This window comes from Pseudomonas sp. NPDC088890 (assembly GCF_044900155.1).
Lineage (GTDB): Bacteria > Pseudomonadota > Gammaproteobacteria > Pseudomonadales > Pseudomonadaceae > Aquipseudomonas > Aquipseudomonas urmiensis.
In genome coordinates, this window is record NZ_JBJDNG010000003.1 from 211,984 (window position 1) to 235,483 (window position 23,500).

The 23,500-nt window shown below is 63.6% G+C and carries 25 protein-coding genes; 8 read left to right on the top strand and 17 right to left on the bottom strand.

From position 1 onward, the window contains the following. Positions 1 to 40 precede the first annotated feature (40 nt). Positions 41 to 511 (bottom strand): RNA methyltransferase, encoded by a 471-nt coding sequence (locus ACI2JX_RS08730; RefSeq protein WP_186555290.1) that lies wholly within the window; start codon positions 509 to 511, stop codon positions 41 to 43. 59 nt (positions 512 to 570) lie between these two features. Then, on the bottom strand, positions 571 to 936 hold the full coding sequence (locus ACI2JX_RS08735; protein WP_186555289.1) for a YajD family HNH nuclease: 366 nt from the start codon (positions 934 to 936) through the stop codon (positions 571 to 573). Positions 937 to 1,068: 132 nt separating this feature from the next. On the opposite strand from ACI2JX_RS08735, the gene ACI2JX_RS08740 reads away from it, so the two are divergent. Continuing rightward, on the top strand, positions 1,069 to 1,347 hold the full coding sequence (locus ACI2JX_RS08740) for a hypothetical protein (RefSeq protein WP_186555288.1): 279 nt from the start codon (positions 1,069 to 1,071) through the stop codon (positions 1,345 to 1,347). On the opposite strand, the gene ACI2JX_RS08745 is transcribed toward ACI2JX_RS08740, so the two are convergent. Both ACI2JX_RS08745 and ACI2JX_RS08750 read right to left on the bottom strand, forming a co-directional pair. Continuing rightward, positions 1,344 to 1,811, bottom strand: a complete 468-nt coding sequence (locus ACI2JX_RS08745; RefSeq protein ID WP_368973201.1) for a cyclic nucleotide-binding domain-containing protein — start codon at positions 1,809 to 1,811, stop codon at positions 1,344 to 1,346. The genes ACI2JX_RS08740 and ACI2JX_RS08745 overlap by 4 nt on opposite strands. A 235-nt stretch (positions 1,812 to 2,046) precedes the next feature. Next, complete coding sequence (locus ACI2JX_RS08750) at positions 2,047 to 4,089, bottom strand: S9 family peptidase (protein ID WP_404689903.1); 2,043 nt, start codon at positions 4,087 to 4,089, stop codon at positions 2,047 to 2,049. 178 nt (positions 4,090 to 4,267) lie between these two features. On the opposite strand from ACI2JX_RS08750, the gene ACI2JX_RS08755 reads away from it, so the two are divergent. Genes ACI2JX_RS08755 through ACI2JX_RS08765 form a run of 3 tightly spaced genes read left to right on the top strand, consistent with a single transcriptional unit; the run spans position 4,268 to position 6,081 of the window. Beyond that, the gene (locus ACI2JX_RS08755; RefSeq protein ID WP_404689904.1) at positions 4,268 to 4,762 is read left to right on the top strand and encodes an MFS transporter; all 495 of its coding nucleotides are present in this window, start codon (positions 4,268 to 4,270) and stop codon (positions 4,760 to 4,762) included. A 14-nt stretch (positions 4,763 to 4,776) separates the two neighbouring features. Next, positions 4,777 to 5,550: a class II glutamine amidotransferase gene (locus ACI2JX_RS08760; RefSeq protein ID WP_264236201.1), complete on the top strand. Its 774-nt coding sequence runs from the start codon at positions 4,777 to 4,779 to the stop codon at positions 5,548 to 5,550. 9 nt (positions 5,551 to 5,559) lie between these two features. Continuing rightward, positions 5,560 to 6,081 (top strand): DUF2937 family protein, encoded by a 522-nt coding sequence (locus ACI2JX_RS08765; protein WP_368973204.1) that lies wholly within the window; start codon positions 5,560 to 5,562, stop codon positions 6,079 to 6,081. Between the two features lie 139 nt (positions 6,082 to 6,220). On the opposite strand, the gene ACI2JX_RS08770 is transcribed toward ACI2JX_RS08765, so the two are convergent. The 3 genes from ACI2JX_RS08770 to ACI2JX_RS08780 form a co-directional block, all read right to left on the bottom strand. After that, positions 6,221 to 7,399 (bottom strand): VWA domain-containing protein, encoded by a 1,179-nt coding sequence (locus tag ACI2JX_RS08770; RefSeq protein ID WP_368973205.1) that lies wholly within the window; start codon positions 7,397 to 7,399, stop codon positions 6,221 to 6,223. 12 nt (positions 7,400 to 7,411) lie between these two features. Then, positions 7,412 to 8,257, bottom strand: a complete 846-nt coding sequence (locus ACI2JX_RS08775; protein WP_186557470.1) for a MoxR family ATPase — start codon at positions 8,255 to 8,257, stop codon at positions 7,412 to 7,414. 216 nt (positions 8,258 to 8,473) lie between these two features. Beyond that, the gene (locus ACI2JX_RS08780; protein ID WP_264236204.1) at positions 8,474 to 9,547 is read right to left on the bottom strand and encodes a DUF748 domain-containing protein; all 1,074 of its coding nucleotides are present in this window, start codon (positions 9,545 to 9,547) and stop codon (positions 8,474 to 8,476) included. Between the two features lie 125 nt (positions 9,548 to 9,672). On the opposite strand from ACI2JX_RS08780, the gene cysK reads away from it, so the two are divergent. The 4 genes from cysK to ACI2JX_RS08800 all read left to right on the top strand — a co-directional run bounded on the left by cysK (position 9,673) and on the right by ACI2JX_RS08800 (position 13,123). Next, positions 9,673 to 10,647: a cysteine synthase A gene (gene cysK / locus ACI2JX_RS08785; protein ID WP_368973206.1), complete on the top strand. Its 975-nt coding sequence runs from the start codon at positions 9,673 to 9,675 to the stop codon at positions 10,645 to 10,647. Between the two features lie 267 nt (positions 10,648 to 10,914). Beyond that, complete coding sequence (locus ACI2JX_RS08790) at positions 10,915 to 11,850, top strand: aspartyl/asparaginyl beta-hydroxylase domain-containing protein (protein ID WP_264236206.1); 936 nt, start codon at positions 10,915 to 10,917, stop codon at positions 11,848 to 11,850. A 98-nt stretch (positions 11,851 to 11,948) separates the two neighbouring features. Then, positions 11,949 to 12,113 carry a hypothetical protein gene (locus ACI2JX_RS08795; protein WP_264236207.1) on the top strand — a complete coding sequence of 55 codons (165 nt, stop codon included), beginning with the start codon at positions 11,949 to 11,951 and terminating at the stop codon, positions 12,111 to 12,113. Positions 12,114 to 12,229: 116 nt separating this feature from the next. Then, positions 12,230 to 13,123, top strand: a complete 894-nt coding sequence (locus tag ACI2JX_RS08800) for a DMT family transporter (RefSeq protein ID WP_404689905.1) — start codon at positions 12,230 to 12,232, stop codon at positions 13,121 to 13,123. Positions 13,124 to 13,159: 36 nt separating this feature from the next. On the opposite strand, the gene ACI2JX_RS08805 is transcribed toward ACI2JX_RS08800, so the two are convergent. The 10 genes from ACI2JX_RS08805 to ACI2JX_RS08850 all read right to left on the bottom strand — a co-directional run bounded on the left by ACI2JX_RS08805 (position 13,160) and on the right by ACI2JX_RS08850 (position 23,499). Continuing rightward, positions 13,160 to 13,630 (bottom strand): DUF4265 domain-containing protein, encoded by a 471-nt coding sequence (locus ACI2JX_RS08805; protein WP_368973208.1) that lies wholly within the window; start codon positions 13,628 to 13,630, stop codon positions 13,160 to 13,162. Between the two features lie 144 nt (positions 13,631 to 13,774). Next, positions 13,775 to 15,004: a hypothetical protein gene (locus ACI2JX_RS08810; RefSeq protein WP_368973597.1), complete on the bottom strand. Its 1,230-nt coding sequence runs from the start codon at positions 15,002 to 15,004 to the stop codon at positions 13,775 to 13,777. A 467-nt stretch (positions 15,005 to 15,471) separates the two neighbouring features. Further along, the gene (locus ACI2JX_RS08815) at positions 15,472 to 16,431 is read right to left on the bottom strand and encodes a PDR/VanB family oxidoreductase (protein ID WP_404689906.1); all 960 of its coding nucleotides are present in this window, start codon (positions 16,429 to 16,431) and stop codon (positions 15,472 to 15,474) included. 22 nt (positions 16,432 to 16,453) lie between these two features. Then, positions 16,454 to 17,488 (bottom strand): Rieske 2Fe-2S domain-containing protein, encoded by a 1,035-nt coding sequence (locus tag ACI2JX_RS08820; RefSeq protein ID WP_404689907.1) that lies wholly within the window; start codon positions 17,486 to 17,488, stop codon positions 16,454 to 16,456. 20 nt (positions 17,489 to 17,508) lie between these two features. After that, positions 17,509 to 17,736 (bottom strand): recombinase-like helix-turn-helix domain-containing protein, encoded by a 228-nt coding sequence (locus ACI2JX_RS08825; RefSeq protein ID WP_404689908.1) that lies wholly within the window; start codon positions 17,734 to 17,736, stop codon positions 17,509 to 17,511. A 10-nt stretch (positions 17,737 to 17,746) separates the two neighbouring features. Next, entirely contained in the window at positions 17,747 to 18,715 is a 969-nt protein-coding gene (locus ACI2JX_RS08830) for a VOC family protein (protein WP_186557460.1), read from the bottom strand. Further along, positions 18,712 to 20,202: an aldehyde dehydrogenase gene (locus ACI2JX_RS08835; protein ID WP_404689909.1), complete on the bottom strand. Its 1,491-nt coding sequence runs from the start codon at positions 20,200 to 20,202 to the stop codon at positions 18,712 to 18,714. Before ACI2JX_RS08835 ends, ACI2JX_RS08830 begins: the two co-directional genes overlap by 4 nt. Before the next feature lie 10 nt (positions 20,203 to 20,212). Continuing rightward, positions 20,213 to 21,016: an aspartate dehydrogenase gene (locus tag ACI2JX_RS08840; RefSeq protein WP_264236214.1), complete on the bottom strand. Its 804-nt coding sequence runs from the start codon at positions 21,014 to 21,016 to the stop codon at positions 20,213 to 20,215. A 10-nt stretch (positions 21,017 to 21,026) separates the two neighbouring features. After that, the gene (locus ACI2JX_RS08845) at positions 21,027 to 22,709 is read right to left on the bottom strand and encodes a thiamine pyrophosphate-binding protein (RefSeq protein ID WP_404689910.1); all 1,683 of its coding nucleotides are present in this window, start codon (positions 22,707 to 22,709) and stop codon (positions 21,027 to 21,029) included. Beyond that, positions 22,702 to 23,499, bottom strand: coding sequence for an SDR family oxidoreductase (locus ACI2JX_RS08850; protein WP_404689911.1), 798 nt, complete (start codon positions 23,497 to 23,499; stop codon positions 22,702 to 22,704). The genes ACI2JX_RS08845 and ACI2JX_RS08850 overlap by 8 nt, the downstream gene beginning before the upstream one ends. Position 23,500 lies beyond the last annotated feature (1 nt).

Sequence of the window (23,500 nt, forward strand, 5' to 3'; positions counted from 1 at the left end):
GCGTGGGAGCGGGCTTGCCCCGCGATGAGGTCAGCCCTGCTTACTTGAATTTGGGCCCGGAGCGCGTATTGAGGCCCTTGGCCAAGCGGTCATACAGCACCACATTGACCGTCGCCGCCAAGTTCATGCAGCCCTCGGTGGGGATGTAGATGGTCTCTTCGCACCACGCCCGCACGCTCTCATCGAGGGTGCCGTCTTCAGGCCCGAAGATGTAGATGGCGCGATCCGGGTGGGTGTACTCAGGCAGCGGCCGAGCACCCTCGACCAGCTCCACCGCCACCGGCGTGCAGCCCAGGGGGATGATGCGCTGCAGGTCATCGATTCCGATCAGCGGAATGTCGTAGTGCACCCGCTTGGTATCGGTGACGAAATCGCGCGCGCGTTCATAGCGTTTGCCGGTGTAGAACACTGAGTTGACGCCGTAGCAACCCGCTGCGCGCATCACCGAGCCGACGTTCTCCGGGGACTTGGGATTGAACAGGCCGATGCAGCTGTACCGTTTGTTTGCCACGTGCCGGGGCCCTTCGCAAAAAAGACGCAATTATACGGGCTTGCCGGCAGTGATGGGGATCAGTCTTTCTTCAGCAGGCCGGCCAAACCGGCGAACGGGTTGTGGGTGGCCTTGGCGATGCTCGGCGTGCTGGTCGAGCCTTCGCTGAAGTACTGTTGGTCGGTGTAGCGCGAGTGCTCGTTGTCGTGGCAATACAGGCACAACAGTTCCCAGTTCGAGCCATCTTGGGGGTTGTTGTCGTGGTTATGGTCACGATGGTGCACGGTCAGCTCCGACAGGCGTTTGCCGGAGAACTCACGGGCGCAGCGGCCGCAGACATGGGGATACATCTTCAGGGCCTTGTCGCGGTAGCCCATTTCCTTGTCGCGCTTGGCGTCCGCAAGGATGCGGTCGAGGCGGGCGGTAGCCGATAGGGTGGAACTCATGGTGTTACCTTTATTGTATTCAGGCGAATGACGGTTATAGCCTTGAGTCTAGCGCGCCTGCAGGCCACGCGGACAGGCAAAAACCTGCAGATCGGCGTAGCCTGTAGAAAGATTCCCGACAGGAGGTTGCAGATGTTGCATGCGATCCTCGCCGCATTGATCGTGGTTGCCGCGCCCTTGGCGCACGCCGCTGGCCAGCAGCCCCGGATCACCACGCCGGTGCCTGGTGCACCGGGCACCGCCACGCCCACGCCCTATCCACAGATTACCCCGAGCGCACCGCCCAAGGCCTACGACCGCCAGCCCGGTGCACCGCTGTTGCCGCCGATGCCCGTGCCCGGGCCACCGCGCGATCAGCCGCTGCCGGGCCTTTCGCAAGAGCCGCCGCGACCACCGGCCAAGGACGATTAGACCTGGGCCAGGCGCTGGCCGTCTTGCATGCGCAAGCGCTTCGATAGCGCCACAGCCAGTGCGCGGATGATCCGCGCAGCGATGCGTGGCGCTTCGTTGAGCATCTTTTCCAACGAGTCCTTGCCCAGGGTCAGCAGTTGGCATTCGCTGGCCGCTACGCAACTGGCCGAGCGGCGCTCACCGTCGAGCACGGCCATTTCGCCAAACGCGCCGCGGCGCAGCACGGCGATTTCCACCGCCTGGCCGCTGCCATCGGTCTTGCGCACTGAGACTTGGCCGCGGTGCAGGATGCACATGAAGGTACCGGCGTCGCCTTCCTGGAAAATCGTCTCGCCGGCAGTCATATGGGCGAGGCTGAAGTAGCCGGCCACGGCGTGGAAGTCGGTTGGTTGCAGGGCGTCGAACAGGCCGCAGTCCATGAGCATGTCGCGGATTTCGGCATTGAGCTGGGAGGCGTCTGGCATGTGTTGTTCTTCTGTCTGGGGCGGTGGATCGTTGGTTCGCGTCTTTCAAGCGCAGTTTTTGTCGCCAGTGCTGGCCTCTTCGCGGGCAAGCCCGCTCCCACAGGGATCGTGCAGACCCCTATCAATTGTGTGATCGACTCGGCCCATGTGGGAGCGGGCTTGCCCGCGAAGAGGCCAGCACTGGCGACGCAAAACCGGCAAGACAAATCCACCTTAAGACAACAAAAAAACCGATTTACACCACGCCCAGCTCATTGAAGACGAACGCATACTCCAACGCCACGTCCTTGAGCCCTTGGTACCGGCCGCTCATGCCGCCGTGACCCGCGCCCATCTCAGTCTTGAGCAGCAGCAGGTTGTCGTCGGTCTTGCGCGTACGCAAGCGCGCGACCCACTTGGCTGCTTCCCAGTACTGCACGCGGCTGTCGTTGTAACCGGCCACCACCAGCATGGCAGGATAGGCCTGGGCCTTGACGTTCTCGTAGGGCGCATAAGCCCTGATCCGTGCGTAAACCTGCGGCTCCTCGGGGTTGCCCCACTCGTCGTACTCGGTCACGGTCAGCGGCAACTCAGGGTCGAGCATGGTGTTGAGCACGTCGACGAACGGCACTTCGGCAATCGCGCAACGGAAGAGATCCGGACGCTGGTTGAGTACCGCGCCAATCAGCAGGCCGCCGGCGCTGCCGCCGCTGATCGCCAGGCGTTCGCGGCCGGTGACGCCCTCGGCGATCAGGTGTTCGGCGCAGGCGATGAAGTCATCGAAGCTGTTCTGCTTGTGTTGCTGCTTGCCAGCCCGGTACCAGGCCTCGCCCAGCTCGCCGCCGCCACGCACATGGGCGATGGCGAAGGCCACGCCGCGTTCGAGCAAGCTCAGCCGGGCGTGGGAGAACCATGGGTCGAGGCTTTCGCCATAGGCGCCATAGCCGTACAGATAGAGCGGCACTGTCTTGTCCAGATCCTCGCGGCGGCGGACCAGGCTGATCGGCACCTGCGTGCCATCCTTGGCGGTCGCCCACAAGCGCTGGCTGACGTAGGCGTCGGCATCGAACGCGCCAAGCACTGGCGTCTCTTTGAGCACCTGCTGAGCACCACTGGCCAGCTCCAGTTGGCGCACCTGGGCTGGGCGGTTGAGCGCTTCATACCGCAGGCGAATGCGGCTGCTGGAAAACTCCAGGCTGTCTTGCACATACAGGCTGTAGGCCGCATCCGGCAGCTCCACGCGGTATGTCGGCAAACCTTGCGGGCGCACTTCGATGATCGGCAGGCCACCTTCGCGCAGGCTCAGCGCCAGCGCGCTGGCATTGAGGCTCAGGCCTTCGAGCATGATCGTCTCACGGTGCGCCACCAGCACCTGCCACTGCGCGCGGCTTGGCACCTGCTCGGCAGGGGCGTGGAACAGGGCGAAGTTGATCCCGTCCTGGTTGCTGCGGATGAACCAGCGCCACTGGCCATCGAGCTGGCCGTGATCGGGGTAGTACTCGTGATTTTCCTCACGTGGCGCCAGGCAGGTGAAGTCGGCCTGTGGGGTGCTGGCGTCGAGCACCCAGGCCTCGCTGGTGGTCTTGCTGTTGAGCAGCAGGATCAGCTGGCGCTCGGAGCTGGCGCGGTAGCAGTGCAGGAAGAACCGTCCATCGGCTTCCTCGAACACGGTCTGCGCGTCAGCCTCGCCCAAGGTAAAGCGGCGCAGGCGCCAAGGGCGGTGGGTGTCGTCCAGTTCAGCGAAGAACAGCGTCTGGCTATCGTTGGCCCAGGTCATGCTGCCGTCGCAGTCGTCGAAGGGCAGGGTGGTGATGCTGCCGCTGGCCAGGTCCTTGACATACAGCGTGTAGGTTTCTTCGCCGTTGGTGTCGAGGCTGTAGGCCAGCAGGCGGTGGTCGGGGCTGACATTGAACGCGCCCAGTGCCAGGAAGCCGCCAGCGGCCAGGGCGTTGGGGTCGAGCAGCAATTGTTCGCGGCTTTCATCGACCGTGTTGGAGTCGTCGGCCGGGCGCGGGCAGCGGTAGTGGCGTGGGTATTCGTCGCCGGCGGTGGTGCGCGTGTAATACAGCCAAGGGCCCCAGGGCGAGGGCAATGACAGGTCGGTTTCCTTGATGCGGCCCTTGATCTCTTTGAACAGTTGCTCGCGCAGCGGCGCCTGGTCGGCCAGGCAGGCCTCCTGGTAGGCGTTTTCGGCGTGCAGGTAGGCCAGTACCTCGGGGGTGTCGCGCTCTTGCAGCCAGGCGTAGGGGTCGGCGCCTGGGGCCTGATGGGCGATTGGAGCTTTAGCGGTGGCTGGCATGAATGATCTCTTGGTGTGCTGTTGCGGGCTTTGCCGGCCCTATCGCGGGGCAAGCCCGCTCCCACGCTGGCAGTGTTCAATCAAACAGCACCTGGGAGCGGGCTTGCCCCGCGATAGGGGCGCCTAGGCCCAAATGTGTTTATCATAGGCGTCTCTTTGCCTGGCTTGCACGAACACCATGACCGAGAACGACTATACCCTCGCCTGGGGCCTCTATGCCGTGGCCGCCCTGGGCTGCCTGCTGGTGGGCTTCAAACTCACCGGCTGGATGTGGCGTTGGCTGCGCGAACCGCTGCGGGTGATCATCGCGGTGCTGCTGCTGACCCCAACCATCGTCGATCCGGTCAAGGAAAGCTTCGCCCCGGCCATCGCCATCAGTGCCTTGGATATCGCCTTCAAGGTCGGTAACAACGCCTGGCGCGCCGCCTCGGACCTGGCCATGTACGGCATGATCGCCTTTGCCCTGTATCTGCTCTTCGTGCTGATCCGCTGGCCGCTGGAAAAACGCGCCCGCGAGCGCCGCGAGCAGGCCGATGCCGCCGCCCAGCGCCAGGTCGGCGAAGATGACCAGGTGCTGGCCGAGGCATCGGTTGCCGCCGATCGCAATGACCGTTATCGCAACGACCCGCCGCCAGCGGCCCCTGGCCGCGGCCGGGTCGAGCCCCGTCTGTAAAGGAAGCCGCGCGTATGTGCGAACTGCTGGGCATGAGTGCCAACGTCCCTACTGACATTGTCTTCAGCTTCTCCGGACTGATGCAGCGCGGCGGCCGTACCGGTCCGCACCGCGATGGCTGGGGCATCGGTTTCTATGAAGGGCGCGGCCTGCGTCTGTTCCAGGACCCGGCAGCGAGCAGCGAATCGGAAGTGGCCAAGCTGGTGCAGCGCTATCCGATCAAGAGCGAGGTGGTCATCGGCCATATTCGCCAGGCCAACGTCGGCAAGGTCTGCCTGTCCAATACTCACCCGTTCGTGCGCGAACTGTGGGGGCATAACTGGTGTTTCGCGCACAATGGCCAACTGGCTGATTTCAGCGGACAGAAAACCTTCTACCGGCCCATTGGCGACACCGACAGCGAAGCGGCCTTCTGCGACCTGCTCAATCGCGTGCGTAGCGCCTTCCCGGAGCCGGTCGAGGTCGAGCAACTGTTGCCCGTGTTGGTCGAGGCCTGCGCCGAGTACCGTGGCAAGGGCGTGTTCAATGGTTTGCTGAGCAACGGCGACTGGCTGTTCTGCTTCTGTTCGACCAAACTGGCGCACATTACCCGTCGCGCACCGTTTGGCCCGGCCAGGCTCAAGGATGTCGACATGATCGTCGACTTCCAGGCAGAAACCACTCCAAATGACGTGGTCACGGTGATCACCACCGAGGCCCTGACCGAAAACGAAACCTGGCACCGTTATGAGCCCGGCCAATGGGCGCTGTGGCGCCATGGCGAGTGCATCGCCCACGGGCAAAGCTAAGGACGCTGCATGTTCAGAAGTTACCTGCGGTTGCTGCTGTTCACCTTCGGCCTGCTGGCCGGTATTCAGGTCCCGGGCATGGTCAAGGACTACAGCCAGCGGGTCGAGGCGCATGTACTGGAGTCGCGCGAGGCGCTGTCGGGCTTCCAGGAGACCGCCGAGCGCTTCTTCAAGGGCGATTTGCAGGCGCTGGTGCGCCACTATCGCAGCAGTGACGATCCGGTGTTTCTCAGCGACGCCAACAGCATCGAGAGCCTGCTGATCCGCAATCAGTTGCTCGAGCGCGAGTGGCAGGCGTTGCAAGGATCGTGGTTGAGCCGCAGCTGGCATGTGCTGGTGCAGGCCGATCCACAGCTGCGCGAAGAAACCCTCAAGGGCTACAGCTACCAGATTCTGCTGGTGCCAGAGGCGATTGGCTGGGGCCTGGGGGCGGGGTTCTTGCTGGCCTTGGTGGTCGAGAGTGTGTTGCTGCTGGTCGGCTGGGTGATTCTTGGCGGGCGGCGCAAGGCGGTCAAGGAGAGCTGGCGCTGAGCTGCTGGCTTGGTGTTGGCCTGTCGCGGCCTCTTCGCGGGCAAGCCCGCTCCCACAGGTACCCCACTGAACTCAAGAACAGTGGGGTACCTGTGGGAGCGGGCTTGCCCGCGAAGAGGCCGGTGAATCCAGCACAAGTCTATTTGGACAGATACTTCATCGCATCCTCCAACCCCTGCAAGGTCAGCGGATACATCTTGTCTTCGACCAGCTCGCGGATCAGGTGGGTGGAGGCGGTGTAGTCCCAGGTCTGCTTGGGATACGGGTTGATCCAGACGATCTTCTTGAATTTCTCCTTGAAGCGCTGCATCCACACATAGCCGGCTTCCTCGTTCCAGTGCTCGACACTGCCGCCAGGCTGGGTGATCTCGTAAGGCGCCATGGCCGCATCGCCAACGAACACCACCTTGTAGTCATCGCCGTACTTGTGCAGCAAGTCGAAGGTGGCAAAGCGCTCTGACGTGCGGCGCAGGTTGTTCTTCCACACCGACTCGTACACGCAGTTGTGGAAGTAGTAGTACTCCAGGTGCTTGAACTCGGTCTTGCAGGCCGAGAACAGCTCTTCGCATACCCGCACATGGGCGTCCATCGACCCGCCGATGTCGAATAGCAGCAGCAACTTCACCGTGTTGCGCCGCTCTGGGCGCATCTGGATGTTCAGCAGCCCGGCGTCGCGGGCGGTGTGGTCGATGGTGCCATCGATGTCCAGCTCTTCAGCCGCACCTTGGCGGGCGAACTTGCGCAGCCGGCGCAAGGCCAGCTTGATGTTGCGCGTGCCCAGCTCGACCTGATCGTCGAGGTTCTTGTACTCGCGCTGGTCCCAGACCTTGACCGCCTTGCCCTGGCGTTTGCCGGCCTCGCCGACCCGGATGCCTTCAGGGTTGAAGCCACCTGAGCCAAACGGGCTGGTACCGCCGGTGCCGATCCACTTGTTGCCGCCGGCGTGGCGTTCTTTCTGCTCTTCGAGGCGTTTCTTGAACTCCTCGATCAGCTTGTCCAGGCCACCGAGCGATTGGATCTGCGCGCGCTCCTCATCGCTGAGCGAACGCTCGAACTCCTTGCGCAGCCACTCTTCGGGGATCAGCGCCTCCAGGTGTCGGTCGAGGTTCTCCAGGCCCTTGAAGTAGGCGCCGAAGGCCCGGTCGAATTTGTCGAAGTGTCGCTCGTCCTTGACCAGAATCGCTCGGGCGAGGTAGTAGAACTCGTCCATGTCGGCGAACACCACCCGCTGCTGCAGGGCCGCCAGCAGGTCGAGCAGTTCGCGCACCGAGACCGGCACCTTGGCCGCGCGCATTTCGTTGAACAGGTTGAGCAGCATGACCGGCTCCTGTCAGCGATTGCCGCGTCGGCTCATGAATGCCAGGCGCTCGAGCAGTTGCACGTCCTGCTCGTTCTTGACCAGGGCGCCGGCCAGCGGCGGGATGGCCTTGGTCGGATCGCGCTCGCGCAACACCGCTTCGCCGATATTGTCGGCCATCAGCAGCTTGAGCCAGTCGACCAGTTCGGAGGTGGAGGGCTTCTTCTTCAGGCCCGGCACCTTGCGCACATCGAAGAATACATCCAGCGCCTCGCTGACCAGCGACTGCTTGATGTTCGGGTAGTGCACATCGACGATCTTCTGCAGGGTGTCGCGGTCGGGGAAGGCGATGTAGTGGAAGAAGCAGCGGCGCAGGAAGGCGTCGGGCAGCTCCTTTTCGTTGTTCGAGGTAATGATGATGATCGGCCGCTGCTTGGCCTTGATGGTCTCGTCGATTTCGTAGACGTAGAACTCCATCTTGTCGAGCTCTTGCAGCAGGTCGTTGGGGAACTCGATGTCGGCCTTGTCGATCTCGTCGATCAGCAGGATCACCCGCTCTTCAGACTCGAACGCCTCCCACAGCTTGCCCTTCTTCAGGTAGTTGCGCACATCGTGGACCTTGTCCACGCCCAGCTGCGAGTCGCGCAGGCGGCTCACTGCGTCGTATTCGTAGAGGCCCTGGTGGGCCTTGGTGGTCGACTTGATGTGCCAGGTGATCAGCTTGGCGCCGAAGGAAGCCGCCAGTTGCTCGGCGAGCATGGTCTTGCCGGTGCCCGGCTCGCCTTTGACCAGCAGTGGGCGCTCCAGGGTAACCGCCGCGTTGACCGCCAGTTTCAGGTCGTCTGTGGCGACGTAGTCGCGGGTGCCTTCGAACTTCATCAACCTATCCTCTGTGCGGGGTGTCAGTGGCGGCCTCATCGCGGGGCAAGCCCGCTCCCACGCATTCTGTGTGTAGCGCGGCGTGGGAGCGTGCGTACCCCGCGATAGGGGCGGCCCAGACAACATTGTCTATGTGTGTCAGCGACTATACCCCGGCCCCAGGCACATGCAAACGCAGACCGGGTATTCAGTCCCTGAATGGCCCGTCACGCAGGCTCAGTCGGAATCAGGCGCAGGTTGCTCATATCGTGCATTGAACGCCTGCACGAAACCGTTACGCAGAATCTGCAAAAAGGCCTCAAACCCGCTGATGTCCTGCTGATGGACACTGCCGCTGAGTTCCACGCGGGTGGCGAACTGGTTTTTCGGCTGGTTTTTCAGCACGGTTTCCGAGGCACCGACCAACGCCTCCCAGATCGAACGGAAGAAACCCTTGTCCTTGTTCTCGACATCCTGCTGCCAATTGAACACATCCACATCGCGCAGCAGCGGCTTGATATAGCCATTGAGCCGACCCTTCTCGGCCTGGGCCTCGATCACCACATCGCCGTGGCCGGCGTTGAAGTCGAACTTGCCGTAGGCGCTGGCGAAATCGTTGAGTCGACGCAGCTGGATGCCCGTCGCACGCAGGCGGAACTCAAAGTCGTCGAAGTCGCTGAACGGATCGAAGGTCGCCCGGCTTTCCACCTTGGCGTCACCAAGCAATAGCGCAGAACCTTCGAAGCTGGCATCACGCCGACCTTTGTCGTCGCGCACATTGGTCAGGTTGCGGATACTCGCTTGCAATCGAGTGGCCTTGAGCTCGACGGGCGGCTTGGAGTTGTAATTGCGAAAGGTCAGCGTGCCATTGTCGATGCGCACTTCATTGAGGGTGATCGGCAGCAGCTTTTCCAGCTGCTGACGCCAGTCGGTGCCACGACCGGTCTGCGAATTCTGCTTGTTGCCGCCGTCGACGAAGTTCAGCTCTGGGCGGACGAACACCACTTCGGCCACCACGGCCCGGTCGTACCACAACGCGTGCCAGCTCACCGACAGGTCGATCAACGGCGCATCGACAAACGGCACTGGCACTTTGCCGGTGGTCTTGACGATCTTCAGCCCATTGATCTGGTAGGCCCCTCGCCACCAGGCCAGGTCGACATCGGTGATCTGGCCACGGTACTCGCCCATGTCGGCGAGCTTGTCGTTGAGGTAGTCGCGCACCAGGTAGGGCAGCGCCAGGTGCAGCGCCACCAGCAGCACGGCCAGGCTGGCCAGGCCGACCAGCGGCCAGCGATAACGCGCTTTCATCGAAGGCTCTCCAATCGAGGATGTCCGGTTGACCGCAGGCCCGTCGCGGGAGTTCGAACGGGCTTTACGCTCCTCTCGGGCAGGCTTACCCTTGAAGCTTTCCCCGCTCGGTTAAGGACCCTGCCATGAGCCGTATCTACGCAGACAACGCGCACTCCATCGGCAACACGCCGCTGGTGCAGATCAACCGTATCGCCCCGCGCGGGGTGACCATCCTGGCCAAGATCGAAGGGCGCAACCCTGGCTACTCGGTCAAGTGCCGGATCGGTGCCAACATGGTCTGGGACGCCGAAGCCAGCGGCAAGCTCAAGCCGGGCATGACCATCGTCGAGCCGACCTCGGGCAACACCGGTATCGGCCTGGCCTTCGTCGCCGCCGCCCGCGGCTACAAATTGTTGCTGACCATGCCCGCCTCGATGAGCCTGGAGCGGCGCAAGGTGCTCAAGGCGCTGGGCGCCGAGTTGGTACTGACCGAGCCTGCCAAAGGCATGAAGGGCGCGATCGAGAAGGCCAACGAAATCGTCGCCTCCGACCCTGCCAAGTACTACCAGCCGGGCCAGTTCGACAACCCGGCCAACCCGGCGATCCACGAAAAGACCACCGGCCCGGAGATCTGGAACGACACCGATGGCGCGGTCGACGTGTTGGTCGCAGGCGTCGGCACCGGCGGCACCATCACCGGCGTGTCGCGCTATATCAAGAACACCCAAGGCAAGCCGATCCTGTCGGTTGCCGTCGAGCCTATCGCCTCGCCGCTGATCAGCCAGACCCTGGCCGGCGAAGAGCTCAAGCCCAGCCCGCACAAGATCCAGGGCATCGGCGCAGGCTTCGTGCCGAAGAACCTTGACCTGTCGCTGGTCGACCAGGTCGAGAGGGTCAGCGACGAAGAGTCCAAGGCCATGGCCCTGCGCCTGATGCAGGAAGAGGGCATCCTCTGCGGTATTTCCTGCGGCGCGGCAATGGCCGCGGCGGTGCGCCTGGCTGAGAAGCCGGAGATGCAGGGCAAGACCATCGTGGTGATCCTACCTGATTCGGGTGAGCGCTACTTGTCGAGCATGCTCTTCGCCGATCTGTTCACCGAACAGGAAAACCAGCAGTAGGCATTCAGTCAGTGCCGGCCTCTTCGCAGGCAAGCCCGCTCCTACACATGCCGCGCAATTCTGTAGGAGCTGGCTTGCCTGCGATGGACTGCGTAGCAGTCGCAAGTGGGCTATTACCTGACCCGGCGCAATACCCAGCCACGGCCTTTATTACAAAATCTTCAACATTGCTATCCGACCCAAGTTGTTTTTACCCGCGTCGGATGGGTTTATGATGTCCGGCTATCTGGAAGCGATGGCCTGATTTCCTATTCCAAGGAGTGTTGCATGACCTTTTCCTTTGTCGCCAAGGCGGGTGTTCTGCTGGTGTTCTTCGGCAGCGTGCTGTTCGTGCACCTGCGCGGCAAGGCCCGGCTGCCGGTGCTACGCCAATTCGTCAACCATTCGGCGTTGTTCGCTCCCTACAACAGCCTGATGTACCTGTTCTCCGGCGTACCGTCCAAACCCTATCTGGACCGTCAGCGCTTCCCTGAGCTCGATGTGCTCAAGGACAACTGGCAAGTGATTCGCGAAGAGGCCATGCGCCTGTTCGACGAGGGTTACATCCGCGCCGCCGAAAAAGACAATGACGCAGGCTTCGGCTCGTTCTTCAAAAAGGGCTGGAAGCGGTTTTACCTGAAGTGGTACGACAAACCGCTGCCTTCGGCGCAAGCCCTGTGCCCCAAGACCGTCGAGTTGGTCAGCAGCATTCCCAACGTCAAGGGCGCGATGTTCGCCCTGCTGCCCGGCGGCAGCCACCTCAATCCGCACCGCGACCCGTTCGCCGGCTCGCTGCGCTATCACCTGGGCCTGTCCACGCCTAACTCGGACAACTGCCGCATCTACGTTGACGGCCAGCCGTATGCCTGGCGTGACGGTGAAGACGTCATGTTCGACGAGACCTTCGTGCACTGGGTGAAGAACGAAACCGAGGTGACTCGGGTGATCCTGTTCTGCGACGTCGAGCGCCCGCTCAATAGCCCGCTGATGACCCGCATCAACCGCAAGGTCAGCGCCTTCCTCGGCCGCGCCACCGCGCCGCAGAACACCGACGACGAGCGGGTTGGCGGCATCAACCAGGCGTACGCCTGGAGCAAGCGCTTCAGCAACAAGATCAGTAGCCGGGTCAAGCAATTCAAACGCGCCAATCCCAAGGCTTATCGAGTACTGCGGCCGGTGTTGGCAGTGGTTGTCGCTTACCTGCTGTATCGCTGGTTGTTCTGAGCCCAGCATCGCCGGGCCAAGCCTTGTGGGAGCAGGCTTGCCCCGCGATGAGCGCAACGCTATAGTCAAGCCCATTCACCTCACCCAAGAGCCTGTGCATGTCCGCCATCCCTGCCACCAACGCCTTTGCCATCGCGCCTGTCGCGGGCATGGTCGTGCGTGGTAGCCAGCAGCCGGTCATGCTCAGTCACTACCCACCACCTGTCAGTGGCGTTGTCGGGGGCGTAGTAACCGCGCCTCCTTGCGTGGTTGTGCTGGGCTGATCGGCGTCTTGCCGAACCCTCCCGCACCCGCACGCTACTGAACACGGTCGGCACCTTCGCTCGCTGAAGCACACGCCCGCCGTTTGGCTTATTTGCCTGCATACAGGTGGCACTACATGTTCGTCTTCAATAAAGCATCCGTGGCCTCGGCGGCCACTACCAGCCTGTTCGTCCTGCTGTGGAGCAGCGGGGCGATCGTCTCCAAACTCGGCCTAGCGCATGCCAGCCCGTTCGCGTTTCTGCTGTTGCGCTCAGCTCTGGCGCTGTGCGGGCTGTTGCTGATCAGCCCGCTGCTGGGCCTGCGCTGGCCGCGTTCACCGCGGGCCATCCTGCAGGCCCTGGTCACCGGTTGTGTGTTGCTCGGCGCCTATCAGATCTTCTACCTGCTGGCGTTGAACACCCATGTCACCCCAGGGGTGATGGCCACGGTGATGGGCGTGCAACCGATCCTCACCGTGGTGCTGATGGAGCGCCAGCGCTTCTTGAGCCGCTTGTTTGGCCTGGGCTTGGGCTTGGCCGGGTTGGTCATGGTGGTCTACCAAGGCATCAACCTGGGCGGGGTGTCCCTGGTCGGGATGCTGTTCGCCATGCTGGCGCTGGCGAGCATGACCTTTGGCTCGATCCTGCAAAAGCGCATCACCGATAACCCCATGGGCACCTTGCCGCTGCAGTACCTGGCCGGGTTTGTTTTGTGCGCGTTGTTCGCGCCGTTGCAGAACCTGGAGGTGGATTTCACCACCGGCTTCATCGGTGCGTTGTTGTGGATGAGCCTGGTGGTCTCGCTGCTGGCGACGCTGTTGCTCTACCGGCTGATCGCCCGGGGCAACCTGGTCAATGTCACCAGCCTGTTCTACCTGGTGCCGGCTGTGACTGCGGTGATGGACTTGCTGATCTTCGGTAACCGCCTGGCGCCGCTGAGCTTGCTGGGGATGGGGCTGATCGTGATCGGCTTGCTGTTCGTGTTCAGGACGCCGGCCGCGCGCCTGGCACAGGCCCAGCGAGAAGGGTGAAGGTTGGCCAGGCCATCGGCAGACGATGGCCTGGTATCACAGAAACTCTGCGGGGATGGCGTGGCGCAACACGCCTTCCTCGAACGCCAGGGTGCCGGCTTCGCGCTGGGTCAACAGGTAGTAGAGCAGGGTATCGAGCGATAGGCGTGGCGGCACGTGCACGGCGAGCATCTTTACCGCTTGCTCGACTTCGCAGGGGCAACCGAAATCGCTCAAGGCCGCGCGGACCTGTTCAAACGCGCCTGGCGCCTTGACCACTATCCGAAAGACCGATGCACCGCCATTGCCGTGCAGGGCGGCAAACCAGGTTTGCTCACCCTCGTCGGTGACGCTGATGATGTCGCCGGGGGCAATGCCATAGGTATAAAACGGGATGCTGTCGATCAGGTAGCCGGCGTCGACTTGTTTGGCCCACAGGCCTTCGACCGAGGCGGGTGGGTAGCCTTGGGCGTCCTGCTCCAGGCGGAATAGGATTTTCTTGAAATGGGGCTGGGGTTGGACGGTCATGGTTGTGGCTGCTGGGGGGGGACTGCTGGACATCCTACGGCGGATTGACGAGGGTGTCTGTACCGACGTCATCGCGGGGCAAGCCCGCTCCCACGCAGAGCCTACGGGGGCTGCGTGGGAGCGGGCTTGCCCCGCGATAGCGACTTAGAAGTAGTAGCCGATGTTGATGTTGGTCCGGTAGTACCAGTCATTGCTGCCGACGGAACTAGTACTGGTCCAGCCGGTGCCATTTTCCGCCCCGCCAAATGGATTGGCGTTGCGCGCCCAGGTCAGGTCGATCCAGGCCATGATCGGCATCGCCAGGAACTGCGCCCCGACCGTGAACATCTGCGAATCATCCCAGCCGCTTTTGTCTTTCATCATCCGACTGTAGTCGGTATACAGCTTGATCTTCTTCAGCTGGCCAAGCCCTGGCGTGTACACGTCATAACCCAGGTTGACCGCGGCAATGGTCGCTTTCGAGGCGATCAGGTAGGCCGGCGTCAGGCCGTTGCCGCCCATCAGCACCGCATCGTCGCTGACCCCTGCGGGGTTGCTCGGATCATACTCATAGCGAATCGCCTGGCCGGTCACGGTCCAGGGGCCATGGTTGAACAGGGCGTGCACACCACCTGCCCAATAGTCGCCATCATCGTCAGTGGTGGCGTTGTACAGCTGGGCGGCGGCCAGCGAGGCGCCGATCTCGGTCTTCCAGCCCTCGCCGGTGAAGGTTCGGGCAACGCGGGCGTTGAGCTGGTTGCGCTTTTCGTTGTCCTGGCGCGATTGGGTGAAGGGCACGGCGTTGTCGTTGAGGTCGGCATAGCGGCCGACCTCCGGCGAGTAGCGCAGGCTGGAGGGCAGCATGCGGGGGAAATAGCCCAGTTGCAGGTCCCAGTCCCGATCCTTGTAGCTGTACTTCAGGCCCGTACCGGCGCTGACGCCGTAACCCATGAAGAACGGGATGTGGTAGCTCCAGCCAAACTGTGGGTAAGGCTCAAGGCCGAACGGCTTGAACGGTGCACCCAGTTGCAGATTGGACTGGGGGGTGAAGCGATAGCCAATGTAGCCACGGTCGATGGAGCGCTTGCCGTCGTCCTGGAACCAATAGCCGACATCGCTGAACAGCTGGCGGTGACTGGCCTGGACATCCAGGCGAAAAGTGTCGAACAGAAACCGGCCGTTGTTCTCAGTGGTGTCCCAGTGCTCGTCGCGGTAGTTGATACGCAGGGCGCCGCCGATATCCAGGCTGCTTTGGCCGTCATCGCTGCGCCAGGCGATGTGCGGGAACGGCTTTTTCACCGCAGGCGGTTGGTCGGGGGTGGCGGGGCCGGGTTCGGAGGCGAAGCTGGCACAACTGCTGACGATCAGACCGAGGCTTATCACATATCTGTTCATACCATGCCCTGCAAGGTTGGGGCGTTTCTGCGGGCAAAACGGGGGCGTCATCCACAGTGGGATGTGTGCGAGGCAACCTGTTTTACCGGCGGATAACGGGTGGAGTTGGTTTTATTGTTTTAGGGGCGATACGGTGTTTCAAGTGTGAATGCCTAAGGGCTAGAGCAGGTTCTGTGCCAGTGTTGTTAATTAATTAAATTATCAATTAAAACAATTATTTATATTTGAAACGCGGCAATTTGTATCGCCCTCGAAACAGCACCTGAAGGCAGTTACGTAAATGCCCAGAGATTGCGCATAAGTGCACGATGCGTGGCCTCATCGCGGGGCAAGCCCGTTCCCACGCAACCCGGTGTGCACTGGCTAACGTGGGAGCGGGCTTGCCCCGCGATGAGGGCCGGTTTTCCGGCCAAAAAAAACCGGCCACCAAGGGCCGGTCAACTGCGCGTGCGAGCAATGGGGTCAGTTCACAGATCAAGCACCAGGCGGCGACTCTTGCACCCGGAAACACACACCATCATCGAGCCATTGGCCGCTCGCTCGGCCTTGGTCAGCACGCCATCGCGATGGTCGATATCACCTTCCAGCACGCGTGTCTCGCAAGAGCCGCACACCCCTTCACGGCAGCTGTACTCGATATCGCAACCGGCCTCAAGCAACACATCGAGCAGGTTCACCCCTGGCTCGATATGCAGCGTCTTGCCCGACTTGCTCAGCTCGACGCTGTAGCTGTCCTGGGCATCCTCCGCTGGCGGTAACTCGGCGGCAGTGAACCGCTCTATGTGCGCATGCGCATAGCCCAAGTTCTCACAGGCGCTCTCGAACGCATCGAGCATCGGCGTCGGCCCGCAGCAATAGAAGTGGGTGTCTGCCGGGCGCCCGGCCAGATACCCGGGCAGATCCGGCAAGGCATCTTTTTCATCGTTGAAGTGATAGATCACCTTGGCCCCGAGCCCGGCGATCTGTTCCAGCAACGCCGCCTCGCGACGCGAGCGGGCGCAGTAGATCAGCTCGGCCGAGCGCCCCAGCGCCAGCAACTGGCGGAACATGCAGTAGATCGGCGTGATGCCGATGCCGCCGGCCACCAGCACGCTGTGGCTGGCGCGGATGTCGAGGGCGAAGTTGTTGCGCGGCTGGGAGATCTTCAGCTCCGTGCCCACGCGCAGTTGCTCGTGGACAAAGCGCGAGCCGCCGCGGCTGTTGCGATCACGCAGGATGCCGACCACATAACGGCCTTGGTCGCTCGGCGAGTTGAGCAGCGAGTAGCTGCGCACCAAGCCGTTGGGCAAATGCAGGTCGATGTGCGAGCCGGCCTCGAACGGCGCGAACACGGTATCGCCCCAGGGACGCAGCTCGACGCTGATGATCCCTTCGGCTTCATGGCGCAGGGTGTGCACCAGCGCGCTGATGGTGGAGGAGTTGGACATCGGTCACCTCAGGTTCAATAGCTCAAGGCAGTTGCTTTGCGTCGATCAGGGCCAGTTGTTCTTTGGCCTTGCCTTTGAGGTAGCGGCGCAGGCGCACTACGCCCAGGTCATGCTGGTAGAGGTTCTCGCGCTGGTTGGCGTCGAACTCCATGAACTCCAGCAGCACCCGGTCCTGCTCCAGCACCGCCCAGTGGCGCGCTTCCAGGCGGTTCTTGTAGAGGAAGCGCCAGGTGTCGCGCTGCCAGCCGCTCAGCGGCCGCGCGCGCCAGTGAAATACCGCCGACAGGGCGCGGCTGCTTGGGGTGTAGCTGCCGATGATGGTGAAGTTGCCGCCTGGGCCGCCGGTCTTCGGGTAGGGGATTTCCAGGCGCAGCCAATGGCAGCCGTTGTCGAGGAACTCAGTCCAGTCGAAGTTGACGCCGCGCTGGCCTTCTTTTTCGAAGAAGAAACCCTGCTCGGTGTCGCGGGTGACGAACTTGGCGGTGGCCTCGCCCTCGCTCATCGAGTGCGACATCTTGTGCAGGTAGGTGCCGTGCATCGGGTCCATGACGTTGTCGAGCACGTAGCGGTAGTCGCCTTTCCATTCGGTGTAGCAAAGGAAGCTGCTCCACTCGGGCGAAGTCAGCTGCTCGGGCAGCACCAGCTCGGGTGGCATCTCTAGGTGCGGGTCGGTGGCGTTGAACAAAAAGATCGCGCCTGCCGCTTCGCGGGTATGGAACATCCGCGTCGGTCGGCTGCCTTCGAGCTTGCAGCCAGGGCTGCCGGGCACCTTGGTCACGGTGCCGTCGCAGCGCACTTCGACGCCGTGGTACGGGCACTGCAGGCGATCGCCCAGCACCGGCCCTTGCGACAGCGGCGCGCCGCGATGCGGGCAATGGTCTTCCAGGGCATGGACGCTGCCGTCGTTATCGCGCCACAGGGCGATCTTGTAGCCCAGGCGGCGAATCGACACCGGTTTATCGCTCAGCAGATCCGACGGCAGGACCGGGAACCACAGGTCTTTCAGGCCATTGGCCAGGTGTTGTTCAACAGGGTCGACGGTTACGTGCATATTCATTTTGTTTTACCTCCGGTGGGTCATGCGCCCAGCCGCGCCATCAGGGTTTGGTAGGCCTCTGCAGTCCACTCGCCGCTGGTCAGCGGGCAGGGCGGGCCGGCCAGGTTGAGGTGGGCAAGCAAGTCGCCCAGCTCGCCCACGCCATTGCCGAAGGCGCGTTCGATGGAGTCGCCGAGCAGGTCTTCGAACGGCGTGTTGGGGCGTTTGCGCGCCTGGTGCGGTTGCAGGTAAACCTCGGGTGTGCTCATGGGATCGACCTCAGTTGTTCTTGGGCTTGTCGGTGAGGAATTTGCCTTGTGGCGCCTCGACGTGTTGCTGGCGCCGGGTGTTGCCATCGATGCCGCCGGCAATCGCCCACTCGGCGAACACGGTCGGGCCGGGTTCGAATTCGCGTGGTTGCCATTCGCCGGTCAGTTGGTCTTCATCGGCGTAGTACTCGACCAGGGCGCCGGCTGGGTTCTTGAAGTACCAGAAGAACGCCGACGACACCGGGTGGCGGCCCGGGCCGATCTCAGTGGCCCAGCCGCAGCGCGAGATGTGCATGCCGCCGCCGAACACTTCATGCAGGTCGCGCACGGTGAAGGCGACGTGATTGAGCCCGGCGCGGGGCGCTGGCAATTGCAGCATGAACAGGTCGTGGTGGCCGCCTTCCTCGGCGGTGCGCAGGAAGGCGCCGCGGTTGGGGTAGCGGTCCGAGGCCTGGAAGCCGAAGCGCTCGTGGTAGAAGGCCTCGCAGGCATTCACATCCTTGACGAAGAACACCACGTGGCCCACTTCGATGGGGGTGGCGCGCTCGTAGACCGGCGCCGGCTTGTTGATCCGGCCTTTGCTCTGCCAGGTGTTGTGGCCGCTGCATTCGATGTCCAGCGCGCGCTTGCGGGTGACTTGCAGGCGGATCGCCAGGCCGTTGGGGTCGGTGCAGCCAATGCGCCCGTCACCTTCGACAAAGCCTGGGTCGTTGGCAATGCGCTGGCTGTACAGCTGCAGATCGGCCTGGCTGGCCACGCCCCAGACCACTTCGCGCACGGTCGAACCGGGCTCGATGGCCGGCGGCAGGCCGGGTTTGTCGATGGCCGCCAGCACCACCCGGCAGCCATTGAGGGTTTCGAAGATCACCTGGTCGGGTTGTTCGCTGACCTTGCTCAGGCCCCAGTCGGCGAAGAACCGCACGCAGCTGTCGAGGTCTTCCACGCCATAGGTGACTTCGTCGATGCCCAGAACGCTCATTGCCCTGCCTCCACGCCGGCCCAGGCCAGCGGCTGTTGGTTCATGCCCCAATAGAGGCTTTTCTGTTCCATGTATTGCAGGATGCCCAGGCGGCCTTTCTCACGGCCCAGGCCGCTGTCGCGCCAGCCGCCGAACGGGGTCGAGATGGAGAACTGCTTGTAGGTGTTGATCCACACCGTGCCGGCCTGCAACTTGCGCCCCAGTGCCCAGGCGCGCTTGTAGTCGCGGCTCCAGATGCCAGCGGCGAGGGCATAGAAGCTGTCGTTGGCCTGCTCGATCAGTTGCTCTTCGCTGTCGAAGGGCAGGGCCACCAGCACCGGGCCGAAGATTTCTTCCTGGCACACCTGCTGGTGATTGCCCAGGCCTTCGAGAATGGTCGGCGGGTAGAAGTAGCCCTGGTCGAACATGCCGCCGCTGAGGCGCTCGCCCCCCAGGCGCAGGTGGCCACCCTCGGCCAGGCCCAGGGCCACGTAGCGCTCCACCGACTCGCGGTGAGCGGCGCTGATCAGCGGGCCCATCTGCGTGCGCTCATCGGCCGGATCACCCACGCGCAGTTGCGCGGCGGCAGCGCTCAGGCGAGTCATGAAAGGCTCGTACAGGGCGCGGGCGACGAACAGCCGGGAGCCGGCGATGCACGCCTCGCCCGAGGAGCTGAAAATGCCATACAGCACCCCGGCCACGGCGTGGTCGAGGTCGGCGTCGTCAAGGACGATGGTCGGCGACTTGCCGCCCAGTTCCAGCGACACCGGCATCATTTTGTCGGCGGCGATATGGGCGATGTGCTTGCCGGTGCGGGTGCCGCCGGTGAACGACACACGCTTGACCAGCGGGTGGCGGGTGAGGGCATCGCCGAGCAGTGAACCTTTGCCCGGTAGCACGCTGATCAGCCCCTTGGGCAGGCCGGCGTCCTCGCAGATCTGGGCCAGTTGCAGGGCCAGCAGCGGGGTGATTTCCGCCGGTTTGATCACCACCGCATTGCCGCCGGCCAGGGCCGGGGCGACCTTCTGCGCTTCGCTGGCAATGGGCGAGTTCCACGGCGTGATCGCCGCAACCACGCCCATCGGCTCGTAGACGCTCATGCTGAGGAAGTCGCCGCGCGAGGGGGTGATGGTTTCTTCCAGGGTTTCGCACGCTGCGGCGAAGAACTGGAAGGTGCCGGCGGCACTGGCGACCAGGGCGCGGGTTTCGTTGATCGGCTTGCCGTTGTCCTGGCGCTGCAGCTGGGCCAGTTCTTCGGCGCGTTGGCGAATCAGCTCGGCGATGCGGTACAGCACGGCGGCGCGTTCGTGCGGTTTGCGCTGGGCCCAGCCGCTGTGCACGAAGGCCTGGTGCGCACCCTGCACAGCGGCCTCGACATCGTCCAGGCTGGCGGCATTGAGCCAGGCCACCGGCTCGCCGGTGGCCGGATAGCAGCTGGCGTAGCGCTCACCAGCGCCCAGGCGCCAGGTGCCGGCGATGCAGATGGGTAAGGTCTGTTCCAGTGTCATTGACAGTCCCCTAGATGGAAATGGCATGGGCGTGGTTGCCAAGGGCGCGAACCACGCTGTAGACGGTCAGCGCCGAAGTCTTCGGATTGGCCGGCAGCGGCTTGCCGCGCAGGCTCATCTCGAAGCGGCCGAAGGCGCCACGGGCTTGAAACTGATGGACGTTGTCCTCGCTCAGCGGGTCGGCGATCAGCGTCACCCGGGTGCGGTCCAGGCCCAGGCCGGCCAGCGACAGGGTGGCGGCGACGTTGGCGTTCTTCGGGTACAGCCGCGCCGCTTCACGGGCGCTGCCTTCGAAGATCACGGTCGGCTCGCTAAGGCTGTCCAGCTCGCACAGCTGCTCGGCCGGAGTGTTCTTCCAGGCCCGCGCAGGCTTGCGCCCTACGTAGTCGACCGAGTCCAGGCCACCGACCTTGGCGGCCGACAGCGCATCGATGCCGCCGATTGCCCCCGGTAGCAGCTCGATGCGGGTGTTGCCGCGCGCCGCTGCCGCTTCCAGGCGTTCGACCAGGCCGACCTCGGACAGCGCACCGACCGAGACGATCAGGCAGGCGATGCCGCGCTCCAGGGCCGGCAGCACGTGTTCTTCGATGGCCTTGTGGCCGGCGCACTCGACCAGCAGGTCGGGGCGTGCATCGGCCGGCAGCGCGGTGAGCACCTGGGGCGGCTGGCGGAAACTGGCCAGGCGCTGGCGCACCAGTTCTGCCGAACCTGCCGAGGCGATCACCGCGTCGACGCACAGCTGCGGGTCTTGCTCCAGCAGTTCGAGTACGCCGACGCCAATCGCGCCACAGCCGATCATGGTGATATGCAACATCACAGCCTCCTCAGGCGGTGGCCTTCTGCGCCTTGGTTTCGCTGTTGGGCGGGCCTGCGAACTGGGTGGCGAAGCCGCCGACGCTGAGCATGTCGACCTCCAGCAGGAACGGGCCTTGTTCGCCAAGGGCGCCATCGAGCACGCTGCCGAAATCCTTCAGGTCGCTGACCAGGCCATGGCGCAGGCCGAGCGATTCGGCCAGCTTGCTGTAGTCCGGGGTGTGCAGTTCGACGTAGGCGTGGCGGGCGCCATAGATGGCGTCCTGGATGTTGCGGATGACGCCGTAGCGCTGGTCGTTCATCAGCAGGATCACCACGTTGGCCTTTTCCTGGACCAGCGTCGCCAGCTCGCCGAGGTTGAGGATGAAGCCGCCATCGCCAGCCAGGGCGAACACCTTGCGTCCCGGCGCGGTTTCTGCTGCCGCTACTGCCGCACCAATGCCCATCGCCAGGCCTTGACCGATACCGCCGCCCAGGGCGTGTACGCCAGACAGCGGGTGATACAGGTTGAGCAGGCGGTTGCCCCAGATGCTGTTGGACAGGGTCACATCGCGCACCCAGGTGAAGTTGCGCCCGGTCTGCGCCTGCAACTGCTCGACCATCGCCGAGTACGGGCCAAGGTCGGCGACCAGTTGCTTGCGCGCTTGCTCGCGCACTGCCTTGAGTTCAGCGAGGAAGTTGGGGTCGATGTTCAGCCGCCCTTGCAAGCGGTCGGCCAGGCCATCCAGGGCCAGTGCCGCATCCCCGCAGATGAACAGGTCGCTGGGGTAGCTGCGGCCTTCGATGGCCGGGTTGACGTCGATACGCAGAGTGGTGCGCGGCAGCTTCAGGGCGTACTTGAAGGTTTCGTTGCTGCGCAGGCGTGAGCCGGCCACCACCAGCGCATCGCAGGTCTGCATGAAGCCTTCGACCAGCTTGTTCTGGGAGAACGCGCCCAGGCAGCGTTCATCGTCTTCGTTGACCACGCCACGGCCTTGAGTCGAGGTGATCACGCCGACGCCCATGTCCAGCAGGCGCTTGACCTGCGCGCCGGCATGGCGCGCGCCGCCGCCCAGCCAGAGCAACGGGCGGGTAGCGCTGGCCAGGCGTTCGGCGACCAGGTCGAGCGCTTCTGCGGCAGGTGCGGCGACCGGGATCGGCAGCGGCGAGAGGTCGCTGGGCATGGGGATGTAGGTCGACTGGATGTCGATCGGGATCTCCACGCTGACCGGCCCGGTCGGCGCGGTCAGGGCAGTCTGCACGGCCAGCTTCAGGGTACTCAGTGCGGTCTCGACGCTGCGCACGCGAAATGCCGCCTTGGACACCGCCTTGAGCATGGTCAGTTGATCACGCGCTTCGTGGATGTAGGCCAGCTCTTGGTCCAGATACGGCGTTTCGATCTGCCCGGTGATGTGCAGCAGCGGGGTGCCGGCGGTCAGCGCTTCGACCATCGCCCCGGCGGCGTTGCCGGCGGCGGTGCCGGTGGAGGTCAGGCACACGCCCAGGCCGCCGCTGCTGCGGGCGTAGGCGTCGGCCATGTTGGTCGCGCCGGCTTCGCCGCGGGCCATGACGAAGCGGATGTTGCCGCGTACGGCGAAGGCATCGAGGATCGGCATGTTGTGGATCGAGATCACGCCGAAGGCCGCCTTGACCTCGCATTGCTCAAGGAACGCCGTGATGACGGCACCGACGGTGACAGTGTTTTCGTTACGCATGGCGGGACAGGCCTCCGGATACATCGATATGACTGCCAGTGGTGTAGGCCGACAGCGGTGAGGCGAGGAACAAGATCGCCTGCGCCGCTTCTTTCGGCAGGCCCAGGCGGCCCAGGGGAATGTGTTTGCGTTGGGCGAGCTGCTGGGTCCATTGCGACCAGTCCAGTTCGCGCTCCTCGCGGGCTTCGAAGCGGCGGCGCCATTGGCCGGATTCGACCAGGCCGATGAGAATGCCGTTGACCCGGATGTCGTGTTCGGCGAACTCGTACGCCATCGAGCGCACCAGGCTCTTCAGCCCGGCCCGCGCCGCGGAAGTGGCGACCATGTGCGGCTCGGGCTGGCTGGCCAGCAGCGAGTTGACGCAGACGATCGAGGCGTTCGGCTGGCCCTGCAGCTGAGCCATGAATGAGCGTACGGGGTTGATCACCGAGAAGAATTTAAGCTGCAGTTCCTCGTTCCAGGCCTCGTCACTGGTGTCGGCAAAGGTCGACACGCGGCCTTGCCCGGCGTTGTTGACCAGCACCTGGGCCGGGCCAAGGGTAGCCAGGCTGGCGGCGGCGAAAGCCCGTACGGATTGGGCGTCGAGTACGTCGCACACCTGGGCCAGCAGTTGCGCCTGGGGGAAGCGCTGGCGCAGGCGCGCTTCGGCACTGTCCAGGCGGTCTTGATTGCGGCCGCAGAAGGCCACCCGCGCGCCGGCTTCGAGCAGCAGTTCGACGCAGGCGTAGCCGATGCCAGAGGAGCCGCCGGTGACGATCGCCGTGCGCTCATGAAGTTGGTAGGGATTCATC

What these genes read in the sequence shown, in the direction of transcription:
- ACI2JX_RS08820 (WP_404689907.1), bottom strand. Translation starts at nt 17,488, where the DNA reads ATGAATATGCACGTAACCGTCGACCCTGTTGAACAACACCTGGCCAAT.
- ACI2JX_RS08840 (WP_264236214.1), bottom strand. Translation starts at nt 21,016, where the DNA reads ATGTTGCATATCACCATGATCGGCTGTGGCGCGATTGGCGTCGGCGTA.
- ACI2JX_RS08755 (WP_404689904.1), top strand. Translation starts at nt 4,268, where the DNA reads ATGACCGAGAACGACTATACCCTCGCCTGGGGCCTCTATGCCGTGGCC.
- ACI2JX_RS08735 (WP_186555289.1), bottom strand. Translation starts at nt 936, where the DNA reads ATGAGTTCCACCCTATCGGCTACCGCCCGCCTCGACCGCATCCTTGCG.
- ACI2JX_RS08770 (WP_368973205.1), bottom strand. Translation starts at nt 7,399, where the DNA reads ATGCTGCTCAACCTGTTCAACGAAATGCGCGCGGCCAAGGTGCCGGTC.
- ACI2JX_RS08745 (WP_368973201.1), bottom strand. Translation starts at nt 1,811, where the DNA reads ATGCCAGACGCCTCCCAGCTCAATGCCGAAATCCGCGACATGCTCATG.
- ACI2JX_RS08835 (WP_404689909.1), bottom strand. Translation starts at nt 20,202, where the DNA reads ATGACACTGGAACAGACCTTACCCATCTGCATCGCCGGCACCTGGCGC.
- cysK (WP_368973206.1), top strand. Translation starts at nt 9,673, where the DNA reads ATGAGCCGTATCTACGCAGACAACGCGCACTCCATCGGCAACACGCCG.
- ACI2JX_RS08765 (WP_368973204.1), top strand. Translation starts at nt 5,560, where the DNA reads ATGTTCAGAAGTTACCTGCGGTTGCTGCTGTTCACCTTCGGCCTGCTG.
- ACI2JX_RS08805 (WP_368973208.1), bottom strand. Translation starts at nt 13,630, where the DNA reads ATGACCGTCCAACCCCAGCCCCATTTCAAGAAAATCCTATTCCGCCTG.
- ACI2JX_RS08830 (WP_186557460.1), bottom strand. Translation starts at nt 18,715, where the DNA reads ATGAGCGTTCTGGGCATCGACGAAGTCACCTATGGCGTGGAAGACCTC.
- ACI2JX_RS08760 (WP_264236201.1), top strand. Translation starts at nt 4,777, where the DNA reads ATGTGCGAACTGCTGGGCATGAGTGCCAACGTCCCTACTGACATTGTC.
- ACI2JX_RS08790 (WP_264236206.1), top strand. Translation starts at nt 10,915, where the DNA reads ATGACCTTTTCCTTTGTCGCCAAGGCGGGTGTTCTGCTGGTGTTCTTC.
- ACI2JX_RS08750 (WP_404689903.1), bottom strand. Translation starts at nt 4,089, where the DNA reads ATGCCAGCCACCGCTAAAGCTCCAATCGCCCATCAGGCCCCAGGCGCC.
- ACI2JX_RS08780 (WP_264236204.1), bottom strand. Translation starts at nt 9,547, where the DNA reads ATGAAAGCGCGTTATCGCTGGCCGCTGGTCGGCCTGGCCAGCCTGGCC.
- ACI2JX_RS08850 (WP_404689911.1), bottom strand. Translation starts at nt 23,499, where the DNA reads ATGAATCCCTACCAACTTCATGAGCGCACGGCGATCGTCACCGGCGGC.
- ACI2JX_RS08815 (WP_404689906.1), bottom strand. Translation starts at nt 16,431, where the DNA reads ATGTCCAACTCCTCCACCATCAGCGCGCTGGTGCACACCCTGCGCCAT.
- ACI2JX_RS08825 (WP_404689908.1), bottom strand. Translation starts at nt 17,736, where the DNA reads ATGAGCACACCCGAGGTTTACCTGCAACCGCACCAGGCGCGCAAACGC.
- ACI2JX_RS08810 (WP_368973597.1), bottom strand. Translation starts at nt 15,004, where the DNA reads ATGAACAGATATGTGATAAGCCTCGGTCTGATCGTCAGCAGTTGTGCC.
- ACI2JX_RS08845 (WP_404689910.1), bottom strand. Translation starts at nt 22,709, where the DNA reads ATGCGTAACGAAAACACTGTCACCGTCGGTGCCGTCATCACGGCGTTC.
- ACI2JX_RS08800 (WP_404689905.1), top strand. Translation starts at nt 12,230, where the DNA reads ATGTTCGTCTTCAATAAAGCATCCGTGGCCTCGGCGGCCACTACCAGC.
- ACI2JX_RS08795 (WP_264236207.1), top strand. Translation starts at nt 11,949, where the DNA reads ATGTCCGCCATCCCTGCCACCAACGCCTTTGCCATCGCGCCTGTCGCG.
- ACI2JX_RS08740 (WP_186555288.1), top strand. Translation starts at nt 1,069, where the DNA reads ATGTTGCATGCGATCCTCGCCGCATTGATCGTGGTTGCCGCGCCCTTG.
- ACI2JX_RS08775 (WP_186557470.1), bottom strand. Translation starts at nt 8,257, where the DNA reads ATGAAGTTCGAAGGCACCCGCGACTACGTCGCCACAGACGACCTGAAA.